Consider the following 23,856-nt stretch of genomic DNA (forward strand, 5'->3'; position numbering starts at 1 on the left):
TATTTATAACATTTAATTTTTAAAAAATGTTATTTTCTGTTACTAATTTTGATTCCTATAAAATGAAACAGAGGATGAACAGAGCAGTGGTACATATTGATATGAATACGTTTTTCGTTTCCTGCGAAAGACTAACCAATTCAGAACTAAACGGTATTCCGCTGATTATCGGCGGAGGGGACAGAGGTGTTGTGGCTTCCTGCTCTTATGAAGCCAGAAAATTCGGAGTGCGCTCTGCCATGCCGATCCAGATGGCACTCCGCCTGTGTCCGCAGGCAAAAGTCATGAAAGGCGATATGGAATTGTATTCCAACCTCTCCCATACTATCACCGAAATTATTCAGGAAAAAGCGCCTGTGGTGGAAAAAGCCAGTATTGATGAATTTTATCTGGACATCACCGGCATGGACCGGTTTTACGGCAGCTATAAATGGACCGATGAGCTCGCCCAGCGCATCACCAAGGAAACCGGCCTGCCCCTCACCTTTGCCCTTTCGATCAACAAAACGGTTTCCAAAATCGGCACCGGTGAAGGAAAACAGAAACAAAATCTGGATATCCCCGAACACATGGTGCAGTCTTTTTTAAATCCGCTTTCCATCCAGAAAATCCCCATGGTGGGTGAAAAAACGTTCCAGCTGCTCTCCCGGATCGGCATCCGCACCATCAAAACACTCTCTGAAATGCCGGCAGATGCCCTGCAGCAGATGATCGGTAAAAACGGACTGGAACTCTGGAAAAAAGCCAACGGCATCGATCATAATCCCGTGGAGCCTTATACGGAAAGAAAATCCATTTCCACCGAACATACTTTCTCGCAGGACACCATTGACATTCCAAAATTAAACAGAGTGCTGCTGGGAATGGTCGAGAAACTCTCCTACCAGCTCCGCGCAGAACAATGGCTGGCCTCCACGGTAACGGTCAAAGTCAGATATGCCAATTTTGATACGGAAACCAAGCAGTGCAGGGTTCAGTATACCTCAGCGGATCATATCCTGACTAAAATGGTTCAGGAACTTTTCGATAAACTCTATCAGCGCCGTATGAGGCTGCGTCTGATCGGTGTGCGTTTCAGCGGGCTGGTAAGAGGCACCTACCAGATTGATCTTTTCAATGATACTGAAGAAATGCTGGCGCTTTACCAGGCCATGGACAAAATGAAAACCCGCTACGGTTTTGATGCCGTCATGCGCTGCGCCGGAGCCTCATTTAAACCCAACACTAAAAATGAAATTTTAAAACGCAAACCCTGATTCCATGTATCTGAACTGCCATTCTTTCCACTCCCTGCGTTACGGCACCATCCCTGTCGCGGAGCTCGTGCAGCAGGCCGTTTCCTGCGGTGTTAAAGTCATGGCGCTGACCGATATCAATACGGTGACCGGAATTTATGAATTCTTAAAGGAATGCACCGCTGCAGGAATAAAACCTCTGGCCGGTATTGAATTTCGCAGCGAGAATCAATTCCGCTATATAGGGCTGGCAAAGAATGCAAAGGGGATTGCCCAAATGAACCGTTTTCTTACCGAACATAATTTTGACGGCACCCCGCTGCCTTTAAACGCCCCGGATCTTCAGGACGTACTTTTTATCTATACCATCGAAAATGCTCCCGATTCGTTAAAAGAAAATGAGTTTATCGGAATACGCCCCGAGGAGCTTCCTAAACTCGTATTAAATAAAGCTCAGAACAGCATGTCCAAGATGGTTATGCTGCAGCCGGTAACAATCCGGACCCGTACCGAATACAACCTGCACAGAATACTCTGCGCAGTAGAGCGGAACATCATTTTATCAAAACTGGCTGACGGTGACCACTGCAGGGAAACAGAAGTCATGATTTCCCTGGAATCCCTTTTGGAAAAATATGCAGACTATCCACAGATCATATCCAATACGGAAGCGCTAACGGCACAATGTAATTTTGAATTTGACTTTCAGACGCCCAAAAACAAAAAATACTATACCCACAGCCGTCAGAGTGACATCGAACTGCTGACCATTCTCGCCCAGCAGGGGCTTGAATGGCGCTACGGTAAGGACAATAGGGAAGCAAAAACCCGAATGATCAAAGAACTTAAAACTATTGACCAGCTGGAATTCAGCGGCTATTTTCTCATTACCTGGGATATCATACGCTACAGCAGCAGCAGAGGGTTTATGCATATCGGACGCGGGAGCGGCGCCAACAGCATCATAGCCTACTGCCTGGGAATTACCGATATCTGTCCTCTGGAACTGGACCTGTACTTTGAGCGTTTTTTGAACCTCAACCGCAAGAGTCCGCCTGATTTCGATATTGACTGGTCATGGAAAGAACGCGATGTGATCCTCGAATATATATTCTCCCGCTACGGCGCTGCCCATGTGGCTTTCTGCGGCACCAATGTGGAATTTAAATACCGTTCTATATTCCGTGAAGTAGGCAAAGTTTTCGGTCTTCCGAAAGAAGAACTCGATGCGCTTGCTAAAAATCCGATGAACCTGCACCCGACCAATAAAGTAGTCCGACAGGTGCAGCAATACGGCATGCTTTTGGAAAAATACCCCAACCAGCGAAGCATGCATTCCTGCGGTATCCTGATCTCTGAAGAACCTATTACCACCTACACCCCGCTGGAAATGCCACCCAAAGGTTTTCCTATTGCACTGTTTGATATGCATACCGCCGAAGACATCGGTCTTGAGAAATTCGATATTTTAAGCCAGCGCGGGATCGGCCATATCGACGAGAGCGTTAAAATTATTGAGAAGAACCGCGGTATACGGCTTAATATACGTGACACTTCCATTTCCAAAGATGAAGTTTCCTGTAACCAATACCTTTCCAAAGGAAAAACCATCGGCTGTTTTTATATTGAAAGCCCGGCTATGCGGGGTCTGCTGCGCCGTCTGCAGTGCGGCGACTATAAGACCCTTGTGGCAGCCTCTTCCATTATACGTCCCGGGGTGGCACAGTCCGGCATGATGAAGGAATATATATTCCGACACAACCATCCGGACCAGTTTGAGTATTTCCATCCTGTTTTTAAACAGCATCTCGGAGAGACTTACGGCATCATGGTGTATCAGGAAGACGTGATTAAGATTGCCCAGCATTACGGCGGACTCCCAGCGGCCGACGGGGATATACTGCGCCGTGCCATGTCCGGTAAAGGACGATCCAAAGCTGCCCTGCAAAGGGTAAAGGATCACTTTTTTGAATGCTGTGCAAGCCAGGGACATCCCTTACAGCTCAGTGAGGAAATTTACCGCCAGATTGAATCTTTTGCCGGATACTCTTTCTGTAAAGCCCATTCCGCCTCTTATGCCGTCGAAAGCTACCAGAGCCTGTATCTTAAAGTGCATTATCCGATTGAGTTTATGACCGCCGTAATCAATAATCAGGGCGGGTTTTACCGCACGGAGGTCTATGTGCATGAAGCGCGGATGTCAGGGGCAGCTGTGCACAATCCCTGTGTCAATAAAAGCACTTATGAAACCACGCTTTACGGCCGTGATATCTTTCTGGGGTTTATGCAGCTGCAGGGACTGGAACATAAAACCGCTTTGTTTATTGAAGAAGAGCGGGCTGTAAACGGGGATTATCAATCACTGGAAGATTTTATCAACCGGGTGCCCATAGGCATTGAAAACCTACAGATCCTGATCTTTATCGGAGCTTTCCGTTTTACGCAGCAATCCAAAAATGAACTCCTGATCACGGCTCGTCTGCTGCTGGTCAATTTCAAGCCCGGGGACCGGAACCTTAAACTGATCCAGGAACCGGCCAGGGAATTCAAACTCCCGATATTGGAACGCTCTTTTTTTGAAGATGCTTTTGATGAAATTGAGTTTATCGGTTTTCCGGTCTCCTGCTCCCCATTCGAGCTCCTGCAGACCAGTTTCAGGGGCGATGTTATGGCCAAAGACCTGCTGCAGCATCACAAAAAACAGGTGCGCATGCTGGCCTATCTGATCTCGCGCAAACATGTGCCTACTAAAATGGGCGCCATGTATTTCGGAACCTGGATAGATGCAGAAGGAGAAATGTTTGACACGGCCCATTTCACGGGAAGCTTAAAGCAGTATCCTTTTCAGGGAGGAGGCTGTTACCTGCTGCTGGGCAGTGTGGAAGTGGACTACCACTTCCCTACCATCACGGTTACCAAAATGGCCAAAATGCCTTTTATCCCTGATCCCCGGTATGCCCATGAGAACGACTGGAAGTACAAAATGCAGCAGAAACTAAAAGAAGATGTCAGCATGACACACCGCGCACCCTATCCGCAGGAACATGAAATCAATATCCCAAGACAAAAGATGAACAGCTGATACCGGGAATCATAACGGATATAGCAGCTGCCGCAATAAAGACAAGTCCAACTAAAAATGTGAAAAAAATGATGCTTTTTGATGACACCGAAATTTTCTCATCAGGCTGCGGAGGCAGAAAAATATTTGATGCTCCTGACACTGATCTGCTGCTGATCGATAACTTTTTTAATAAGGAAGAATCCGATCACTATTATAATTTTTTACTCCACACTACCCAGTGGCGGGAATACGAAATGCCGATGTATGACAAAGTGGTCACAGCACCGCGTATGATTGCCTGGTACGGTGACACCAACAGACCGGAACGCAAATCCAATCCTGACTGGCCCTCAGAACTTCTGGTTATCCGGGACCGGGTGGAGCAGGAAACCCGTATTCAGTTTAATGCCGTGCTGCTAAACCTATACAGAAACGGCGGTGATGGTGTGGGATGGCACAGTGACAAAACCTCTTCCAGTAATAAAAACATGAATATTGCTTCTGTAACCTTTGGGGAAACCCGTATGTTCCGTCTGCGCCATAAAGTGCTTAAACATATGCCACCGATAGAAATCCCGCTGCACCACGGCACCTTTCTGCTCATGGCTGGAAATACCAACACCTGGTGGGAACATCAGGTGCCTAAAACGGCAAGGCCGGTGCTGCCGAGAATCAACCTCACTTTCCGGCAGGTCAGGGAAATTTAATGCTGCCTGTGCCAAATGTATTTATTCTTTTGTCTGTTTAGAGCGTTCATCCATTTGAATTAATTGCATAAATTTGTAAAGGTACAGCCGTCCGCCATTTGTAATTAAATTCCAAGCAGGATGCAAAGCATAAAAGCAGCAGTGCCTTTTAATATCTTTTTAATATTTATCCTGTTATGACCGATCCGATTCTAGAAAACCTTAACCCAAAACAGCTGCAGGCAGTCAAAACTACTGAAGGCTACGTTCGTGTTATTGCCGGAGCCGGATCAGGAAAAACAAAGGCACTGACTTCACGTTTCGCTTATATTGTCGACAGACTGGGTATCAATTCGTCTAACATTCTCTGTGTCACCTTTACCAATAAAGCGGCACAGGAAATGAAAAAACGTGTAAAAATGCTCATTGGTGATCTTTATGATGTCAGTTTTATTACCACCTACCACGGTTTTTGCGTACGCTTTCTGCGTGAAGAAATAAATAAAATACATTACCCGAAGAATTTTATCATACTGGATGCTGAAGACCAGAAAACCATACTCAGAGAGGTGTTCACAGAGCTGGAGATCAATTCCAAAAACCTGACTTTCAAACAGGTGCTGCGTTTTATCTCCAAGCAAAAAAGCACTTCAGATTATCTGGGCTATATGCTGGAGAATAAAAGCTTTGAGCCCGATGAAAAAGATTCACTTTCCAGTCGTGTTTATCAGAAGTACCTGGACAAACAAAAACGCAATTACGCGCTGGATTTTGACGACCTGATTCATTTTACTGCATTTATTCTGGACAGTAATGCCGACGTGCTTTTAAAGTGGCAGGAAATGCTACATTACATACAGGTTGATGAGGCACAGGACAGCTCCGACAGCCAGTTTCATCTGGTGGAAATTCTTTCCCGCGTACACCAGAATCTTTTCCTTGTCGGCGACCCTGACCAGACCATCTATGAATGGCGCGGTGCAAAGCCTGAATACCTGGTGGAATTTGACCAGATGTTTCCTGATACCCAGACCATCATCATGAACCAGAATTACCGTTCGACGCCCAACATCCTGAAAGTCGGCAACCACATCATTAAAAACAATACAGTAAGAGTGGACAAGGATATGGTGACTGACAATCCCGAAGGTGTTGAAGTGGTTCATTTCCACGGTAAAAATGATTTTGAGGAAACACTGTGGGTGGCAACAGAGATTAAGGAAATACTAAAAACCGAAAATGCTTCTTATTCCGACATTACTATACTGTACCGATCGAACCACCTCTCCAGAAATATAGAGCAGGCACTTATCAAGGATAATATCCCGTATATCATATTTGGAGGCGTCCGTTTTTTTGAGCGCAGGGAAATCAAAGATGTGCTTTCTTTTTTAAGACTTATTGTACAGGGCGATAATTTCTCTTTTCTGCGCATGTTCAACCATCCTTCAAGAGGACTGGGGAAAAAGTTTCTCGAAAGACTCAGCTTTCTGGCAGGAGAACAGAACCTCTCGCTGCTTCACACATTAGAGCATAATATTGAAGACAGGGAACTTAATAAAAAGGGGGCTGTTGATTTCCTGAACCTGGTTTCAGAATTAAAAAAAGATGCCCAGAACAATTCCATTTCAGATCTGGTTAAGATTATCCTGGACAAAAGCGGACTTTCCGAGCTTTACCGTAAAGACGGCGATGAGGACAGGCTCGAGAACATCAAAGAACTGGTAAGCTCGATGCTGCTGCTGGAAAAAGAAAACAACGGTCCTGTAAATATTGTGGAATACCTGCAGGAAGTCTCACTCTACACCGATCTTGACAAGGACACAGAAACTCAGGACAAGGTGCGCCTGATGACCATACACATCTCCAAAGGATTGGAATTTCCTTACGTATTCCTGTGCGGTTTCACAGAAGGAGTGCTGCCCAGCGCGCTTTCTATCAAAGAAAGAAGAAAACGCGCCATTGAGGAAGAAAGAAGACTAATGTACGTGGCTGTTACCCGCGCTGAGAAAAGGTTCTACATGACAGACTCTGAAGGTTTTAATTTCACAACCGGTCTTAATAAATATCCGTCAAGATTCCTCTTTGAAATCAAGGAAGAATTTTATGTGCGTAAAGGAAAACTCTCTGCTGAAATACTGCAGACTGCCCAGTCCGCTTCAGCTTCAAAAGGTGAGGAAGACACTGCTTTTTCAGAAGGGGACCTTGTGATGCACCCGGTCTGGAACAAAGGAAAAATACAGACCGTTGACAGGGAAAAAAACCAGTATATCGTGCATTTTTTTGAAATGGGAAAAGAAAAGCCGATTGATTTTGCTTTTCGTTTTCTGACCGCTGCATCTGAACAGCAGGAAGATTCATCGCCTGCTGCACTCTTAAGCCTCCATGAAAGCCTGAAAACAGCTCCAGATCCCTTTGCCGGAAGTGACACTCCTAAGGCTCCTTCCAAGGATATTTTTGAAAATGATGACCCTGCAGATGATCTTGATGAAGATGCCGGTGGTGCCTGTAAAAAATGGCCGGAATCCTGAAACAGATATACTGGCTTTGGAATTTATTTTCCGATTAGTTTAGCCGCTTCATTTTATCCTTATGCCTCTTTCTGGTTTTCCATACCGTCAATAATTTTTCCCACTTCCGTTTCAGTATCTTTCAGTCTGCTCTGGCAGAAAGCAATAAGCTCGGATGCTCTTTTCACTTTGGCAGCCAGCTCATCCACTGAAATGGTTTCATTCTCTATTTCCTTTGAAATGGCGGTCAGCTCATTCCATGCTGTTTCATAAGTCAGTTTCTCTTCCATCATGTCGTATTTTTTCTTTAACGGTGCTTTTAAGTATGGTATCGTAAAGGATTACTTCTATATCCTCCCCTTCTTTTATATCATTAGCTCGGCTGGTAATTTTTCCATTGGCTTTTACAATTGCATAGCCTTTTTTAAGGATATTCTGCGGGGACATCAGCGCAATGCTCTTCTGCATATGTTCAAGATGCAGGTTTTTGCTTCGTAAACAGGCTCTTGAAAAGAGCTTTAAATTTCCCGCCAGATGCTCTATATCACTGTTTTTTCGGCGCAGCAGGTTCTGTGATGTCTGGGCTGTAAACTGGATTTTCAGCGAAAGTTTCTTCTGGTGTTCATGCAGTATGTCTTTCACATTTGCTGCAATTCTCTGATTGCTGAATGACAGCTTTTCTTTGTGCTGTGCCAAAAGCGTTCTCGTGTTTAATGAAATATTTTTTTTAAGCTCTTCCAGTATTTTGAAATGTCTTAGGAAAAGCTGCTGTGATTTGATCACGATATTTTGCTGCACCGCGAGCAGTCCCATCTCAAAACTGCGGTTGTGGGCTATGATAAACTCAGCGGCTTTAGTCGGGGTTTTGGTATTGGTATGAGCCATCATGTCCGTAATGCTGACATCTTTCTGGTGTCCTATACCTGTTATAATCGGAATAGGAAACTTAGCGACGGCGCGTCCAATATTGTAATTATCAAAGATCAGAAAATCCGACTGTGCGCCTCCTCCTCTTGTAATCACCACCGCATCATAGGAAATGCCTGTCTGGTAAACTTCTATCAATTTATTTAAAAACAGTCTGGCATTATTGTCTCCCTGCACTATAGTATAATAATCATCAATATGGAAAGCATACCCAAAATTATTATGCTCCAGGGTATGTCTGAAATCTTCATTTCTAGCGGAGTTGCTGGCCGATATAACAGCTACTCTCTGGATGACAAGCGGCAGCTTCAGACGGCTGTTGTGCGTTGAATACCCCCTCAGCGGTCTTTGTAATAAAATCATTTTCCTGCTCAAGCCTTTTAAGTGTAGCATTACGCTGGCGCTCGAGAACGCCAAGTGTAAAATTGACATCTACATCCAGCACATTTACAGAGAGCCCGTACAGCGGATGATAGTCTACGCTTACCTTAACCAGAACATGAAGATTATTGGTAAACCGCTGTCCGGTTTTCTTTTCGAAATCGGAGAGATGTACCGCTCCTTCTCCCCACGCCTTTCCCATAATTTTGGCTGTAATCGCACTGTTTTTTTCTCCTTTTTCAACCAGCTCAAAATAATGGATCTTTTTATCAGCCTTAAAAGTATGACTGGTAACATCCGCCACCACCCAATAGGTATGCCCTTTGAAAAGGTCATTGACCGCCTGATGGATTTTGTGGTTAAGTTCAGAGAGTGTGATAAAGTTTTCAGGTACCATAGGCATTTTTACAAAAGACGGTCTGCTTTGTAATTTCATCTTAAAATGCTAAGGTAGCAATAATACCTCAGAAACTAAAAGCTGTACCTCTGTGGTTGATATGAGTTCTAAACTTACGTCAGCGAAACTGTGTCACAAAGATTCTCGGAATTAATAAATGCGGTTATATACTGATGGACATCATTTTTCTTCTCTGCAGCCGTTTCAAAACTGTTGATATGGAACTCATCATCCTGATCCATAATATGAATAATTTCTGTGTAACCTTTTGATATAAGGTTTCCTTTTAACTTAATTACAGTGAGCTGCTGGCGGTGGTTCAAATCTTTTCTCACTTTTAATTGTATTGCTTTATCCATTGCAAAGATTTGTTAGTTAAAAATTAGTTTGAAGATTCAAATTTAAAACGAAATCTTTTTTATCCAGTCTCTAAAAATGTTAAAATCATCATGTTTATTACCAATTAAGGACCTACTAAATTAATCTGGAAGAATTGGAACATAATATCAATATAACAGCGAATTCGATTACTATTCATTCATCTTATCAGATCTAACAAAATGAATTAATAAAATTTACGTCTTTCTAATAAGTAAATTTAAAGGCTTTTACAGAGAACAAAGTATCTCATTTTCTGTAAATAATTTACTAAAAATTATAATAATCTAAGATTTAAAGAATTTTATCCGCTTATATTAGTAAAACCCACTTTTATGCAGTAAATATGTACAATATAAAAAATTGGATAAGAGTGTTTTAGTTTGATAAAATCGAAATCAAATCATACAATTAACTACCACTCTATATATGTATTTCTTGAAATATTACTATCTACTGTACGAAGCGATATTATAAAATTGATGCAATATTATTTTTTCAATTTTAGATAATGTTATTTTTAAATTAACCTATATGGACAGCAAAATACCCATTTTTAAAACATTAAAAGATATCCTTGAATGGTTCGGACTTTCTTCACTTGAAATGATCAGTGAAGATTTTATACTTCAGGAAATAAATAAATATCATAAAGATAAATTACTTAAGGCTGGTGATAATTATAAGGCAAATTTCTTTACTATATTTATCATTAATGAAGGTACTGCAACACACTTTTACAATAATCAAACATTAAAATTAGAATCGCCCAGTATATTTATAACTGGTCCAGGACATTATCGTAATTATAAATTAGATCACATTTCCCAAGCTTATTTTATATGTTTTACCGAAAAATTTCTGGTTACTTATTGCTTTCTGGATATATATAAAGAATTTCCATTTTTACTTTCGGAATCGTTTATTTATACCAAAATTGATCCGGAAAACTATTTAATACTAATGAATAATATAAGTCAAATTAAACAAGAAATTGAAGGTTATTCAGATCAAAAAATGATTCTCATTGGTAATATAATAGAATTTTTACTTATAAAGATTAAAGAATTGTTCCAAAATCAATTAAGCACTATAACTGAAAAAAACAATAATTCTCTTGTAGTTAATACCTTTTATAAAGATTTAGAGAAATACTTTAAAGAAATGGTAAATGGCAAAAAACCAAAACAATTAAGAGCCGGCGATTTTGCGGAACTACAATTTTTAAACGAAGATTATTTTTGCAGAATAATAAAAACAAAGACAGGAAGAACCCCAACGGCATGGATTAATAGCAGACTTTTAAGTGAAGCTAAAATGTTATTAACAGAAACCTCTATTCCAATAGCAGAAATTGCCAATACATTCCAATTTACCAGTAGCCGTTACTTTAACTATTACTTTAAAAAGCAAACTACAATGACACCAACTCAATATAGAAAAAGTCTGCAACAAAACTAAAATCTTTAAATTTTATAACTTATTGTCAATATTAGCCGCTAGTACAAGTATCAATTTGAATTACATTTGAAAATTAAATTTATCTATTTATTAGTTAAAGATTTGCCTAACTTTATTTACAAGATAATGATACCAGAACTAACCACAATCAGCAAATATAAAGACCAAATTGATTTTTTGAATCTTTCCTACCATGATTATATAGACAACGACGAATTTTCAATTGTAAAAGTTCACAAATGGGACTTGAAATTTCCTTTTCATTCACCGACTTTCAGATCGGATTATTATAGTTTCACTATTGTCACTAAAGCAAATGGAAGTTTTACGGTAGGTGACGATAGATTTGAGTTACACCAAAATCATGTTGTCTTAGCTTGTCCAAACGCCTTTTTTAAAATTGATTGGACTGACATGGAAAAAGTTTACAATATAACGTTCAAAAAATCTTTCATGTTAAAACACTTTCCTGGCGGGATTGATAATATTTTAGAATTTGATGGTAAAAACGGTTACTGCTGCTGCCTTACCCAAGAAACAATGAATTATTTTGAACTAACCTGTATTGAAATGTATGAAATAGCAATTTCTAATTTATGTTATAAAGAAGAAATTATGGCAAATATGGCGCTTAACCTTCTATTCATAGTACAATTACAACACAAAAATGAAGTAAATATTCAAAAAAACAATGAAAAGAATAACAAAATTACCATCAATTTTCGCCAAAATATGGAAAATAATTTTAATGAATTAATTAATGGTAATTGTTCCTCTATTATGCGTGTAAAAGAGCATGCTACATTATTAAATTTAGATGAAAATTATTTATCTAAAATAATAAGTAATTCCACTCAAAAAACTGTAAACGAATGGATAAACGAAAAACTGATCGATGAAATAAAATACCTGCTTAAATATTCTGAAAAATCGATGAAAGACATCGCCATTACTTTTGGCTTTAATGATTTAAATTATTTTTACAGCTTTTTCAAAACACAAACCTTGCAAGCTCCCGGAATTTACAGAAAAGAATTTCAAAAATCATCTTTAAAAGAATTACCTGTTTCATAAATAAAAAACTCAACAAACTGGTAAAAAGTAATCTTTAAAAAACAATACAGGTCAATATAAACTATAAAATCCTGCTACATCGGCGGCTATATTTTATGGTGTGCAATGTAATATTTATAAAATGGGCAAACTTAAAAAAAAAGAAACATACGATTTATATGATAATGAAAAAGTTATGGGAAGTAATTTCTCTGAGGGACATATAGGTGATGAAGATTTTTCATTGATAATTTCAAAAATATTACACCCAAAAGAAATACTACCATGGACTTCGCCGTGGTTTCATGCTTCTTTTTATACTGTAGGAATTGTTATTGATTCCTATGGCGCCATGAAACTGGAGGATTTAACGGTTAACATTGAACCCAATATGCTGTTTATGAATAAACCTGGCGATTTGCAGCAATTAAGATGGGATGAAATAAACGAAACCTATGGTTTATTATTTTCTGAAGATTTTCTCTTAAAATATGCCGGAATTTCTATTTATACAATGTTTCCTTTTTTGTTATTTGAAAGACATTTGCCACTACATGCCTCACCAGAATTTCAGCAAGAGCTAAAAACGATTATTTTATTAATTTATCAGGAACTAAAAAAAGATTCACCACTCAAAAAGAAATTATGTGCAAATCTGCTTACCAGAATTTTACTTAAAATTAAACAAGAATTCTGGGTAGGTTACAGCATAAATAATGCACAATCCCGAAATCCGGACATTTTAAACGATTTTAAGCAAAATCTTGAGTATCACTATGAGCAGCTGCTGAAAGGCAAAGTTAAGCAAGTCCTTCATATAAAAGACTATGCTGAGATGCAGCAACTTCATGAGAACTATCTGTCAACCATCTTAAAAGAAAAGACTGGAAAAACTGGGGGGCAATTAATTGCTGAAAAAACATTGATGACAGCAAAGATCTTAATTCAGGATTCTCAATACACTATGAAAGAAATTGCACATATCTCAGGTTTCAGCTACACCTCATACTTTAATATTTTCTTCAAAAAACATACAGGTATCACACCTTTGGATTATCGCAAAAAAAGTCAGCAGGATTAATATCATTATTATAATAAATTTAAATCAGATTTTCCGCTTTTCGTTTACAGATTTAAATCTATGATCTTGAAAAAATCATAGGCCATATACTGCATTTTTTTACAATAGTGATTCTTTATATCCTACAAGACCAGTACTTGATACTTACTAAGTGCATTTCAAAGACTTCTGCCATCCCATTATTTGTGTGTACCAACATACATCATCTACTGGAATATTTCAAATCAAAATAGTTCTCATCCTAATCCAGCATAAAAATGCCCTCTTCATTAAACATATGAAATAGATAAAATACTTTTTACACTCGGGTGTTTTATTGTGAATATTCTTTTTGAATTTTTCATAAATAATTTGACACTAAAATTCATTATTGATCGTCATCCTTCAAATACTGAATAAAGATTTTCAATAACGACTTTACATATTACGAAATAAAGTCAAAATTAAAATCACTAAAAAAATCAAATCACTAAATATCAGACTATTAAAAAATTGGATTGTTTTTTGAATATTACCAGTCATAATTTTTAATTCTAATTGTATTTATGAAAAACAATCAAAACGTCGTTCTGTCGACCCCAACTGTCAAATTAGATTTTATAGAATATCGTGTTTTATCACAACCAAAAAATATTAAAAAATTCTCATCTAACAGCATTTTTTCATATCCTAAAATGAAGCTGCAGAATTCGGTTGGCAATCACACCGGAAATTTATTTAAAGACCATTTCATTTTCATAATCGAAGATGATCTGAATGTATTAATTCTTAAAAACTTACTGATATGGAACCAGTTGTAGTTAGTACAAGAAAGTTTAAAGAGAGTCTTACTTTCTTGAAAATTCCATTTTGTGAAGAGATGAATTCAAACGATTTTTCAATATTTAAAATGGAAGATCTGGGTATGAATCTGCCTTGTCAAATGCCGGTTTTTAGACCGGATCATTTTAGCATCATAATAATATCCCAAGGGTCCGCAGTATATCATACAGGGGATACTACTTATCCTATCAGTTCAAATAATATTTTGTTTATCCGGCCTAATGCTTTTCTTTTTAGTGAATGGAAAAGCGTAACCAAAGCCTATATAATTACCTTTAGAAAACAGTTTCTCTACCATTACTGGCCCGCTGCAGTAGATCATATTCAGAAGCTTGAAAGAGGTGAAACATTCTCAGCTGTTCTTACAAAGGAATTAATGAATATATTTGAAAATATCTGCGGTGAAATATACAATCATGCCTTATCATCAGCATCATATAAATATGAGATTATTACAAATCTTATATTCAATTTATTATTATTAATGCAACAATATAATTTAGGAACCGAATCTGAGTGGACAAACCAAAAATACAACTCTCATGCCGCTGCTTTTCTTGATGCCATTGATGATAATCTGAGTAAGATTTCTTCAGGAGAGACGACCGAGCTTTTCGACATTAACAATTATGTAGAAAGTCAGAATCTAAATTTAAACCAATTATCAAAAATCATTTACAACTGTACCGGAAAATCCATAAGCCAGTGGATTCATAAAAAATTAATTGATGAGATTAAGTATCTGCTTAAATATTCAGATAAATCCATAAGCACTATTGCTTACTCATACGGATTTAATGACTTGAATTATTTTTACAGTTACTTTAAAAAATACACAAAAATGGCTCCTGGCATTTTTCGCAAAAATTTCAAAGATCCTCTAATAAATGCAGTAGCTTAAATTTTGAATTTAAGAGTAAGGAAAAGGCGGGTATTAGATATGAAATTATCCGAACCTAATTTTATAATGATATTATTATACTGCAGAAGAGATAATATGAAGATTGTCATATACCTGATTTTATATTCATTATAATTTTGTTTTAGTGCTGAAAATAATTTCGCCGCCATTCTTTTAACTTTAAAAACTAATATTCTATATTTAGGCTAGATTGTTGCATTATAAAAAGACGGCAGCCAGACATAAATAACAGTAAAAATACGATTTTACCAATAATCAATAAAATACAGCAATCCAATTAAAAATCGATGGAAAATAAAGTAAAAATACTAATTGTTGAGGATGAATTCATCGTAGCAAATGATCTAAAGATTATATTAAAAAAAAATAATTTTGATGTTATCGGTATAGCGTCATCTGCAGATCAGGCGAAAGCAATAATAAAATCCATACGACCTGATTGGGTACTGCTGGATATTATAATTGAGGGGAATGAAACAGGCATTGATTTAGCCCATGATCTTATGAAACAAAAAATTCCATACTTATTTGTTTCAGCCAATACAAATCAGTCAACACTTCAAGCTGTAAAAAAAACGCATCCCTATGGTTTTTTGGTAAAACCTTTCAGACGCAAAGATCTTTTGGTTATGCTGGACATTGCACGTTATCGCTATGCAGTAGAAAATCAAAACCAGTTCAATTCCGAAAAAAAAGAAAATACTCCATTGGTCTTTACCGGAATTGTAGGCAGCAGTCCCCCACTTAAAGAAATATTTTCAAGAATTAGTATTGTTGCCCCAACGGAAGCTTCCGTTCTTATTACTGGTGAAACGGGAACAGGAAAGGAAAAAATAGCACATGCAGTTCATGAAAATTCGCTTCGCAGAAATAAAAAAATGATTGTGGTCAATTGTGCCGCAATTCCTTTTTCATTGCTAGAATCTGAGCTTTTTGGATTTGAAAAAGGGGCTTTTACTGGAGCTGTTTCAAAAAGAATTGGCAAATTTGAACAAGCCGAAGGCGGTACACTTTTTTTGGACGAAATCGGAGAGCTTAGCCTCGATGCACAGGCAAAATTATTACGTGTGCTACAAGAAAAAGAGATAGAACGCATAGGCGGTACAGGAATAATAAAAGTGGATGTGCGTATAATTGCCGCAACGAATCGCAGCCTTGAGCGTGAGGTCGCAGAAGGACGTTTCAGGCTGGACCTATATTACAGGCTTAATGTATTTCTAATTGAACTACTGCCGCTACGGGAAAGAAAACAGGATATACTGGAACTTGCCCAGTATTTTATGAAAAATTATAATACTGCATTTAAAAAGAATATCAAGGGTATAACATCAAAAGTTTTAAGTGAATTGCAAAGCTACAGCTGGCCCGGAAATATTCGGGAGTTGGAGCATCTGATTGAACGAAGCGTACTTCTTGCAGAAACAGAGGAAATTACAAAAATTAATCTTCCTGCTAATATTGAGATAAATAATGCTACGAAAGATTCTGATAGTCTGGAGTCGCTGCAATTTGTAGAGAAGAATCATATTATGAAGATTTTAAATGTCTGCAATGGTAAAATATACGGGGACAACGGGGCTGCCGCAATTTTAAAAATATCACCAGTGTCGCTGTATGCTAAAATGAAAAAATTAGGAATCGGACAGGAATATTTTTAAGTATAAATCAATCATAATATAATATCTAAAGTGATACTGCTATATTTATTTCAAATACAATTATAAGTTAAATCCGAAATATGACATACGCCATAGATAATGAAAATACAGTAATGCGTTTACAGGAGAGAGAACTCGAGCAGTCCAAAATTATTTACATGTGTGAATCACTTGCTCCTGTCACCACAAGAAATGAACTCAGAGATGTTGTGGAAAATTCAATAAAAAGTATATTGAATTTTAGTGAAATGATGATTTGTATTACGGATGAACAAGAACAAAATTACAACCTCTTTTATCACAGCAATACTGTAGAATACAACAAGCATGTGCAGGATTCGTATAATAAAAATGCTGATTTCTTTTTTTCGATATTGCACTCCCCTGATCCATCAATCTTACTCCAGAAGAAAATAGGAAAAGGATCTGAAATACCTTCCTTTATCAGGACCTCCGGCCAGGAATCAAAACATACCATTATCACCTATGCTTTAACTTTTAATAAATATAATGCCGTGTTGTTTTTTTGTTTTGACAGAAAGAAAAACATCGAAAGAAACTGTTTTAATCTAATTAAAAAACTTTCTATACAGCTGAAAATTACTTTGATAAACATTTCTATGCGTGAAACAAATAATCCAGCCGCCCCAGCAGAGATTAATCTGCGACCTGAAAATAGAAATGAAATGTGCTCCACCATGGGAATTATTGGAGAGAGCGATCTTATAAAAAAAACACGAAGTCTTATCATTACAGTTAGTGCATCAGACTGCAATGTACTCATACAGGGAGAAAGTGGTACAGGAAAAGAACTGGCCGCAAAAGCAATACACTACAATTCAAAAAGAAATGAGAAACCATTAATTGTGGTTAATTGCGCCGCAATTCCTAAAAATCTGATTGAAAGTGAGCTATTTGGCCATGAAAAGGGCAGTTTTACCGGTGCTGCCTCCAAGAAAAAAGGCAAATTTGAACAGGCCCATCAAGGCACGATCTTTCTGGACGAAATTGGAGAAATGCCTTTGGAGCTTCAGGCAAAAATTTTGAGAACCTTGGAGCAAAAGGAAATTCAGCCTATAGGTTGTAATCTTACAAAGATTGTTGATATCCGAATAATCGCTGCAACAAATGTAGATCTACAGAACGAGGTGCTAAAAGGAAATTTCAGAGCAGATTTGTTTTACAGACTAAATGTATTTCCTATAGATATCCCTCCATTAAGAAATCATCCTGAAGACATTGCTGATTTAGTAAAATATTTTATAAGCAGGTACTGTAAAAAATATGAAAAACCGGTTAGTACAACAACTCTTAAAGTACTTAATGGGTTAAAGAGCTATCAATGGCCGGGCAATATTAGAGAACTTGAACATGCAGTAGAGAAAGCAGTACTTATGTCTACCGGAAAGATTATTTCTGAAATAAGTGTAGGCAGCCAGAATATAATAACGGCGTCCATTGACAAAAACTGTATAAAACCCTGGCATGAGTTTGAGAAAGAATATATACTCAAAGTGCTTAAATTCTGCAGCGGAAAAGTTTCAGGTTCAAATAGCGCATCATCGTTTTTAGAAATCCCTCCAACAACACTCAAATCCAAAATGCTAAAGCTGGGTATAAAAAAAAGACATTACCTGCTAGATTGAAGATAACTCCTTGTTTAGGGATTTCAATTGGTTTTTTGAAACATAATAACGTAATTTTGCTATGCTTTCTTTAACACAAATTTCGTATTACATTGTTCTTAAGGATATTTAAATTAAACCACCTCTCTTCCTAAAGGTTATCATAATGGTTAGTCCGTCGATATTTTGAATTTCTAATGTTCCGTTTATCTGATTGGCAAGTCCTTTCATCAGATTCATTCCGAATGAGTCCTGTCCTTTTAATTCAAATTCTTCGGAAAGGCCCACCCCATTATCTTTAATTACCAGACGATAATTCTCATTATTCTGTTTTCCGAGTTCAATAGTGATTTGCCCGTTGTCCGTATGGTTAAAGGCATATTTTATAGCATTGCTTACAGCCTCGTTAAGAATGAGTCCCAGCGGCACTGCCTGAGTAACATCCAATTCTACACATTCTGTATCTAATTTATAATTTATTTTTTGATCTGTGGAAAAGCATTCTTTGAGATAGCTTACAAGTTCCTTAATGTACCAGGCCATGTCAATCATTGCAAGATCATCGGACTGATAGAGCTTTTGATGAATAAGTGACATGGCGTACATACGATTTTGACTATTCTGTATCGCTGCAAGCGCATACTCATTATCCAAATATTCTGACTGTGTATTCAAAAGGCTGATTACAATCTGTAAGTTGTTTTTAACTCTGTGATGAATTTCCTTTATAAGCCATTCTTTTTCTGAGAGCAGTATTTTCAGCTGGTCATTCTGCTCATTTATTTTGTTTTGCGCACGCTGCTTCAGTCTTGAACGATTGTACAGCAGAGTAATAAAGAGTACCATCATGCCAAAACCTGCGATTAATAAATAGCGTAAAATTTCTGCTTTGCGTATAACCTGCTTCTGGATTTCGCTTTGCTGTTTTAATACTATTATGTTTTTATCTTTTTTCTCCGTTTCATATTTAAGCTGGAGATCGTTATATTGCTGAGAGTTTACATTGTTAAAAATAGAGTCATTTAAAGATTTATACTTTTTAAAATGTTCCAGTGCACCGGCACAGTTTCCAACAGCTGAATCAGCTGAAAAAAATGCTCTCTCGGCCTCTAAGAGGTTTTTATCATTTTTCTCTGTTATAGCCTGTTCTTTTAATTTTTGAATATAAGGGTATGATTTTGTCGCCTGTCCTGTCATAAGCAAATACTGTGCTATTGCCGTATTAGCCGCCTGTTTTTCTCTAAGGTCCATTATGTCACATTGCAGCAACTGTTTAAAATATATTTTCGCTGTTTTGTATTGTTTCAACTTGCAGTACAGCAGCATATATGTCGCCTGATATCTTATTTTACAATCTTTGCCGTCGTAAAATTTAATATCTTTCATTACTGCCAATGCTTCGTCGAATTGTTTATGAAAATATAAATACTTGGCAAGATTAAATTGTATTGCTTCCAGATTCGTAGAATTTTTGCTCTTTCTACTTATTGTAACTGCCTTTCTATAAAAAAATAAGGCTTTTTCCTGAATATTAAGTTTTTCATATGTAATAGCAAGTTGATTGTATATGGAAGAACGCCATATTGGGGAGGCATCTGAATCTTCAGCGTTTAAGTCGGCCTGAAGAGCATAAGCAAGTGCTTCTTTAATTTTACCTCTTGCAAGATAAGCTCGAACTACCAAGGTATACTCCTTGTAAAATTCAGCATTTTTTAATCTTTTTTTTATTTCAATAGCCTTTTGGGTATATTTAAGAATGCTGTCCGGTGTCTCTTCATAAAATCTGGCAAGACAATAATAAGTATCGCCTTCAGCTGGTAGATTATGTTGTTCTTTAAATAAAGAAATCGCTTTACGAATATATTTTTCTCTGTTTATAAGGTCCTCAGAAGGAAAATCAAAGGCCATATCTTTATATATTTCAGCCTCACGGTTTTTAAGACCGTTTTGCTTTGAATAGACCAATGCTTTGTTTTTTAATATAGCAGCAAGCTCCTTATTTTTTCTTCTTTTTGCAATCTGTCCGTCAATATGCATACTGGCTGCAATTATATCTTTAGATCCCAGTTGTTTTCCGATTTCAAATGACTGGCTGTTTAGGCGCGATGAAATTTCGATGTCTTGTACGGACTCGTTTCTTACAATATAATAATGGGCAAGACGATTAAGAAGCAATGCTTTTTTTGTCTTGTCTGTTTCCAGTAGCAGGCTTTTTTCTGCTTTTTTAAAATCTTTTTCTGTAAGGTTTTGTGTATATGATTTTATAGTAATCAAAAGGATTGCGGCAAAGAATATTTTTAGTTTCATAGATTTCTAATTCATTAATACAAATACAGTCTACACAGAAATCGGAAGCAGCCAAAGCCCTGCTTTGCAAAATATAGTATGAAAGTACTAATTTTGGCGAACATACAAAACCTTTGATTATGCTATCAGCTAAATAGAGCTGTAAAACAGTCCAGTCTCAATTAAGTATATTTGATGCACAACATCAAGTTGGTGTTATTCAAAAATTACGACTCCACAGTTAATAAAAAACACCAAGACCGGAAAGTATTCAACTATAGAAACATTTGCCGGCTTATACTTTATTCCAGCTTAAAGTAAAATTTACAATTATTTTTCTGCAAGCTTTTGTTCTAATTCTTTAATTATATCTTCTAATTTAGCAATATATTCTTTTTGTGGCTGTAAGGCCATTTCAATTTCTTCCCTGGTAAAACGTGGCGTTATATGCTGCGGGCAATTCCAGTCATAAGCCTGAATTTCAAACAGGATCATTCTTTCAGGTCTGAATTTATAATCAGAAGGTTTCAATTGATTGTATAGCTGATCATGGTCTTTCAAATCAACTACTTTCGCACTGGCGTATATTTTTAATCTGGCCTTTTGAGAATAGGACATCATAAATAAAGCTACTTTATTATTATTCGAAATATTTCCGACAGAAATGTATTGTCTGTTACCCGAAAAATCTACAATGCCAATTGTCTTATCATCAATAACCTTAATAAAACCGGCAGGCCCACCCCTATGCTGTATATAGGGATACTCATTCTCTCCAAAACTGGCCATATAAAAACTATCCCTGTTGGAAATAAAATCTATTTCATTTTCCGTCAGCCCATCAACATTTGACGTTCTTTCCATGCGTTCGTAAGCACTTCTGCTTCCGTTTTCTTCCTGCAGATTTTTTATGGCATCTGTAAATGCTAATTTTTGGTAATTCATAGCTGATAATTTATGTTATTTCAAAAATTATTCTGATCTAATTTACAATAGGCTATCTCAATAATAAAATCATTTACGACGAAATAAATTTCGACTAATAATATAATGATCGACCGAATATTTACCTGCACCGGTAAAACATATCAGTAAAAAACAAAGGCTATACATAAATGGGACATCTTTTACCAAAATTGGATCATTAAAATGTAATACAAAATAGCCCGTCAGCGTCACCGCTAAAATAGGTAAAGTAGCTAAACGCGTCATTAAACCTAAGATTATAAAAATAGGCATCACCAGATTTGCAGCTGTTGCGAACACTTGATTTAAAGCTTCAGGAAGCCCTAAAGGATTAGGCACAACTTCCGCCAATGCCGTGCCAATACCAATTTTTTTTAACCCGTGGGCGTAAATAAGTTCAATTGAAACGGCAATTCTAAAAAAGAACAAAGCAACGTCGTTCAATTTAGTTCCCACATTTGACCGCATTAAAGAGAAAAATATATTTTTCATGATTTCCATTTTTTTTAAATTAATTTTATTGGCCTTGTTCCAAATGCTTTTACTTAAAACTGCTATTCGCAAAAGTATCCGGATTCAAAAGGCCAATAAATTAAAATGATGATTAATTAGTGTTTAAGCATCGCTCTGCTGTATTGAACTCCAATTCCATATGACCCACCATATTTTTGAACTAAGTCTGTCACTGCTGTATAAGTTTCCGACCTTCCCCAGTCACGTTGTAATTCTAATAAATACTGCATAGAAGTGATCGGTCTTGCACCAGCCTGAACCATACGGGTTACTGCCTGATTATGAGCTTCATCTGTAACATCGCCACTTGCATCAGTAATTACATAAACAGTGTATCCATCGTTTATGGCTGATAATGCAGGTCCTACAATACAAACGGAAGTCCATAACCCACCCATTACCAGTGTTTTATTTCCTTTACCCACAACTTCTTTATAAGCATTGGCATCTTCCCAAAAATTCATAGTGCTTCTGTCAAAATACTTAGTACTTGATTTAGGATAGAATTCCTGAACTTCCGGAAATACCGGACCACTAAATGATCCCTCTGCCACTGTTGTAATAACAGTAGGTACTTTAAAAATTTTAGATGCACCTGCTACCATTGCAGTATTAGTTCTCAATTGACTTACAGGAATATTCCCTACCGCGAACGCCATTTGACCTTCATGATCTACTAAAATCAATGTATGATTTTTAGGGTTTAACAATTGAGGACTTGGTTTTTGTGCAAATGCACTTACAGATGACAATGCAACTACCGCTGCTAAAATTAAATTTTTCATAATGATTCTGATTTAATGGTTAAAAATTTATTTAATTATTTTTGATTTATATAACTCTTGTTTTAATTAAGATTCTTAATCAATTTTTAAATTGATTACCTACTGCCGAGTCTACTTATTTAACTTTTTTACTTAAAAAATTTAGTATAAGTTTTGAAATTTCTGAATAGTGCTCCTCTAATGCAAAATGACCTCCGTTTACTAAATAAACTTCTGCATTTGGGTTATCTTTTTTATATGCATTTGCCCCCGCAGCGATAAAAAACTGATCATTTTTACCCCATATAACTAACATAGGCGGATGATATTTGGTAAAATACTGATGCCATTTTTCATATTGAGCTATATTAGATCCATAATCACGAAAGAGTGCTAATTGTATAACATCATTGCCTGGTCTGTCCAGGTAATATTGGTCAATACTATAGCTGTCTGGTGCTATCTTCTCAGGGTTTTCTGCACCGGTTAAATATTGCCATTTTGTGGCATCAATGGTCAGAAAAAAACGTGCTGCCTTTTCAGTTTCAGCATTTGGTTTTTCTATGTATGCTATTAAAGGTTTTAAAACTTCTCCTAATCCTTCAACATAAGCATTTGCATTTTGAATTATAAGAGTCTGAACCAGTTCAGCTCTTCTTGTTGCTATTCTCATACCTACTGGCCCTCCATAATCCTGGATATAAAAACTGGTTTTCTTAATTTTTAATTTATCAATAAAATGCTCTATTGTAACGGATAAGTTATCGAACGTATATTGATACCGCTTGGGATCCGGAGCACTACTTTGACCAAACCCCGGATAATCAGGAGCAATTACATGGTAATTATCTGATAGTTCATTTATCAAATTTCGGTACATGTGCGATGATGAAGGAAATCCATGCAATAAAATAATTGTGGGTTTGGTTGTTTCGCCTGCTTCACGGTAAAATATTTTTAAACTGTCAACAAGTATTGTCTTGTATTGTACAGGTTTATAAACAGTAGCTTTAAAAACCGGTTTTTTTTCCACTGAAAGATTTGCGTACGTTTTAAAGTGAATTAAAAACATAAAGGTTAATACTGATATGATAGTTTTTGTTTTCATTTTTAATGGTTTAGTTTTA

The 23,856-nt window shown here is 37.0% G+C and carries 19 protein-coding genes; 10 read left to right on the top strand and 9 right to left on the bottom strand.

Annotated elements, in window-relative coordinates; all coding sequences use genetic code 11:
- Positions 1–74: 74 nt before the first annotated feature.
- The 4 genes from dinB to EV144_RS15185 all read left to right on the top strand — a co-directional run bounded on the left by dinB (position 75) and on the right by EV144_RS15185 (position 7,516).
- A complete protein-coding gene (dinB, locus tag EV144_RS15170) occupies positions 75–1,256 on the top strand; it encodes a DNA polymerase IV (RefSeq protein WP_134150017.1) in 1,182 nt (393 codons plus the stop codon).
- Between the two features lie 4 nt (positions 1,257–1,260).
- Positions 1,261–4,317 (top strand): DNA polymerase III subunit alpha, encoded by a 3,057-nt coding sequence (locus EV144_RS15175; RefSeq protein WP_134150018.1) that lies wholly within the window; start codon positions 1,261–1,263, stop codon positions 4,315–4,317.
- Between the two features lie 68 nt (positions 4,318–4,385).
- Entirely contained in the window at positions 4,386–5,006 is a 621-nt protein-coding gene (locus tag EV144_RS15180; protein WP_134150019.1) for an alpha-ketoglutarate-dependent dioxygenase AlkB family protein, read from the top strand.
- Positions 5,007–5,182: 176 nt separating this feature from the next.
- Positions 5,183–7,516: an ATP-dependent helicase gene (locus tag EV144_RS15185; protein ID WP_134150020.1), complete on the top strand. Its 2,334-nt coding sequence runs from the start codon at positions 5,183–5,185 to the stop codon at positions 7,514–7,516.
- A 59-nt stretch (positions 7,517–7,575) separates the two neighbouring features.
- On the opposite strand, the gene xseB is transcribed toward EV144_RS15185, so the two are convergent.
- The 4 genes from xseB to EV144_RS15200 form a co-directional block, all read right to left on the bottom strand.
- Positions 7,576–7,788, bottom strand: coding sequence for an exodeoxyribonuclease VII small subunit (gene xseB, locus EV144_RS15190; protein ID WP_317129085.1), 213 nt, complete (start codon positions 7,786–7,788; stop codon positions 7,576–7,578).
- Positions 7,763–8,785 carry an exodeoxyribonuclease VII large subunit gene (gene xseA, locus EV144_RS15195; RefSeq protein WP_243854676.1) on the bottom strand — a complete coding sequence of 341 codons (1,023 nt, stop codon included), beginning with the start codon at positions 8,783–8,785 and terminating at the stop codon, positions 7,763–7,765. Before xseA ends, xseB begins: the two co-directional genes overlap by 26 nt.
- On the bottom strand, positions 8,676–9,239 hold the full coding sequence (locus tag EV144_RS24365; RefSeq protein WP_243854677.1) for an exodeoxyribonuclease VII large subunit: 564 nt from the start codon (positions 9,237–9,239) through the stop codon (positions 8,676–8,678). The genes xseA and EV144_RS24365 overlap by 110 nt, the downstream gene beginning before the upstream one ends.
- Positions 9,240–9,313: 74 nt before the next feature.
- Positions 9,314–9,559, bottom strand: a complete 246-nt coding sequence (locus EV144_RS15200; RefSeq protein WP_134150021.1) for a hypothetical protein — start codon at positions 9,557–9,559, stop codon at positions 9,314–9,316.
- Between the two features lie 553 nt (positions 9,560–10,112).
- Between EV144_RS15200 and EV144_RS15205 the strand changes: the two genes are divergently transcribed.
- From EV144_RS15205 to EV144_RS15230, 6 genes are all read left to right on the top strand, one after another.
- Positions 10,113–11,039 (top strand): helix-turn-helix domain-containing protein, encoded by a 927-nt coding sequence (locus EV144_RS15205; RefSeq protein WP_134150022.1) that lies wholly within the window; start codon positions 10,113–10,115, stop codon positions 11,037–11,039.
- Between the two features lie 126 nt (positions 11,040–11,165).
- Positions 11,166–12,113 (top strand): helix-turn-helix domain-containing protein, encoded by a 948-nt coding sequence (locus EV144_RS15210; RefSeq protein ID WP_134150023.1) that lies wholly within the window; start codon positions 11,166–11,168, stop codon positions 12,111–12,113.
- A 121-nt stretch (positions 12,114–12,234) separates the two neighbouring features.
- A complete protein-coding gene (locus EV144_RS15215) occupies positions 12,235–13,173 on the top strand; it encodes a helix-turn-helix domain-containing protein (protein ID WP_134150024.1) in 939 nt (312 codons plus the stop codon).
- Between the two features lie 784 nt (positions 13,174–13,957).
- On the top strand, positions 13,958–14,896 hold the full coding sequence (locus EV144_RS15220) for an AraC family transcriptional regulator (protein ID WP_134150025.1): 939 nt from the start codon (positions 13,958–13,960) through the stop codon (positions 14,894–14,896).
- A gap of 308 nt (positions 14,897–15,204) precedes the next feature.
- Positions 15,205–16,575 (top strand): sigma-54-dependent transcriptional regulator, encoded by a 1,371-nt coding sequence (locus tag EV144_RS15225; RefSeq protein ID WP_134150026.1) that lies wholly within the window; start codon positions 15,205–15,207, stop codon positions 16,573–16,575.
- An 80-nt stretch (positions 16,576–16,655) separates the two neighbouring features.
- The gene (locus EV144_RS15230; RefSeq protein WP_134150027.1) at positions 16,656–18,221 is read left to right on the top strand and encodes a sigma-54 interaction domain-containing protein; all 1,566 of its coding nucleotides are present in this window, start codon (positions 16,656–16,658) and stop codon (positions 18,219–18,221) included.
- Positions 18,222–18,329: 108 nt separating this feature from the next.
- Here EV144_RS15230 and EV144_RS15235 read toward each other — a convergent pair whose 3' ends face one another.
- The 5 genes from EV144_RS15235 to EV144_RS15255 form a co-directional block, all read right to left on the bottom strand.
- A complete protein-coding gene (locus tag EV144_RS15235) occupies positions 18,330–20,507 on the bottom strand; it encodes a histidine kinase dimerization/phosphoacceptor domain -containing protein (RefSeq protein WP_134150028.1) in 2,178 nt (725 codons plus the stop codon).
- A 309-nt stretch (positions 20,508–20,816) separates the two neighbouring features.
- Positions 20,817–21,431 carry a pyridoxamine 5'-phosphate oxidase family protein gene (locus EV144_RS15240; RefSeq protein ID WP_134150029.1) on the bottom strand — a complete coding sequence of 205 codons (615 nt, stop codon included), beginning with the start codon at positions 21,429–21,431 and terminating at the stop codon, positions 20,817–20,819.
- 69 nt (positions 21,432–21,500) lie between these two features.
- Complete coding sequence (locus tag EV144_RS15245) at positions 21,501–21,944, bottom strand: DoxX family protein (RefSeq protein WP_243854678.1); 444 nt, start codon at positions 21,942–21,944, stop codon at positions 21,501–21,503.
- 116 nt (positions 21,945–22,060) lie between these two features.
- Complete coding sequence (locus EV144_RS15250; protein WP_134150031.1) at positions 22,061–22,750, bottom strand: isochorismatase family protein; 690 nt, start codon at positions 22,748–22,750, stop codon at positions 22,061–22,063.
- Between the two features lie 115 nt (positions 22,751–22,865).
- Complete coding sequence (locus EV144_RS15255; RefSeq protein ID WP_208326859.1) at positions 22,866–23,837, bottom strand: alpha/beta fold hydrolase; 972 nt, start codon at positions 23,835–23,837, stop codon at positions 22,866–22,868.
- Between the last annotated feature and the right edge of the window lie 19 nt (positions 23,838–23,856).

Source organism: Flavobacterium sp. 270 (assembly GCF_004368785.1).
In the GTDB taxonomy this organism is placed as follows: domain Bacteria; phylum Bacteroidota; class Bacteroidia; order Flavobacteriales; family Flavobacteriaceae; genus Flavobacterium.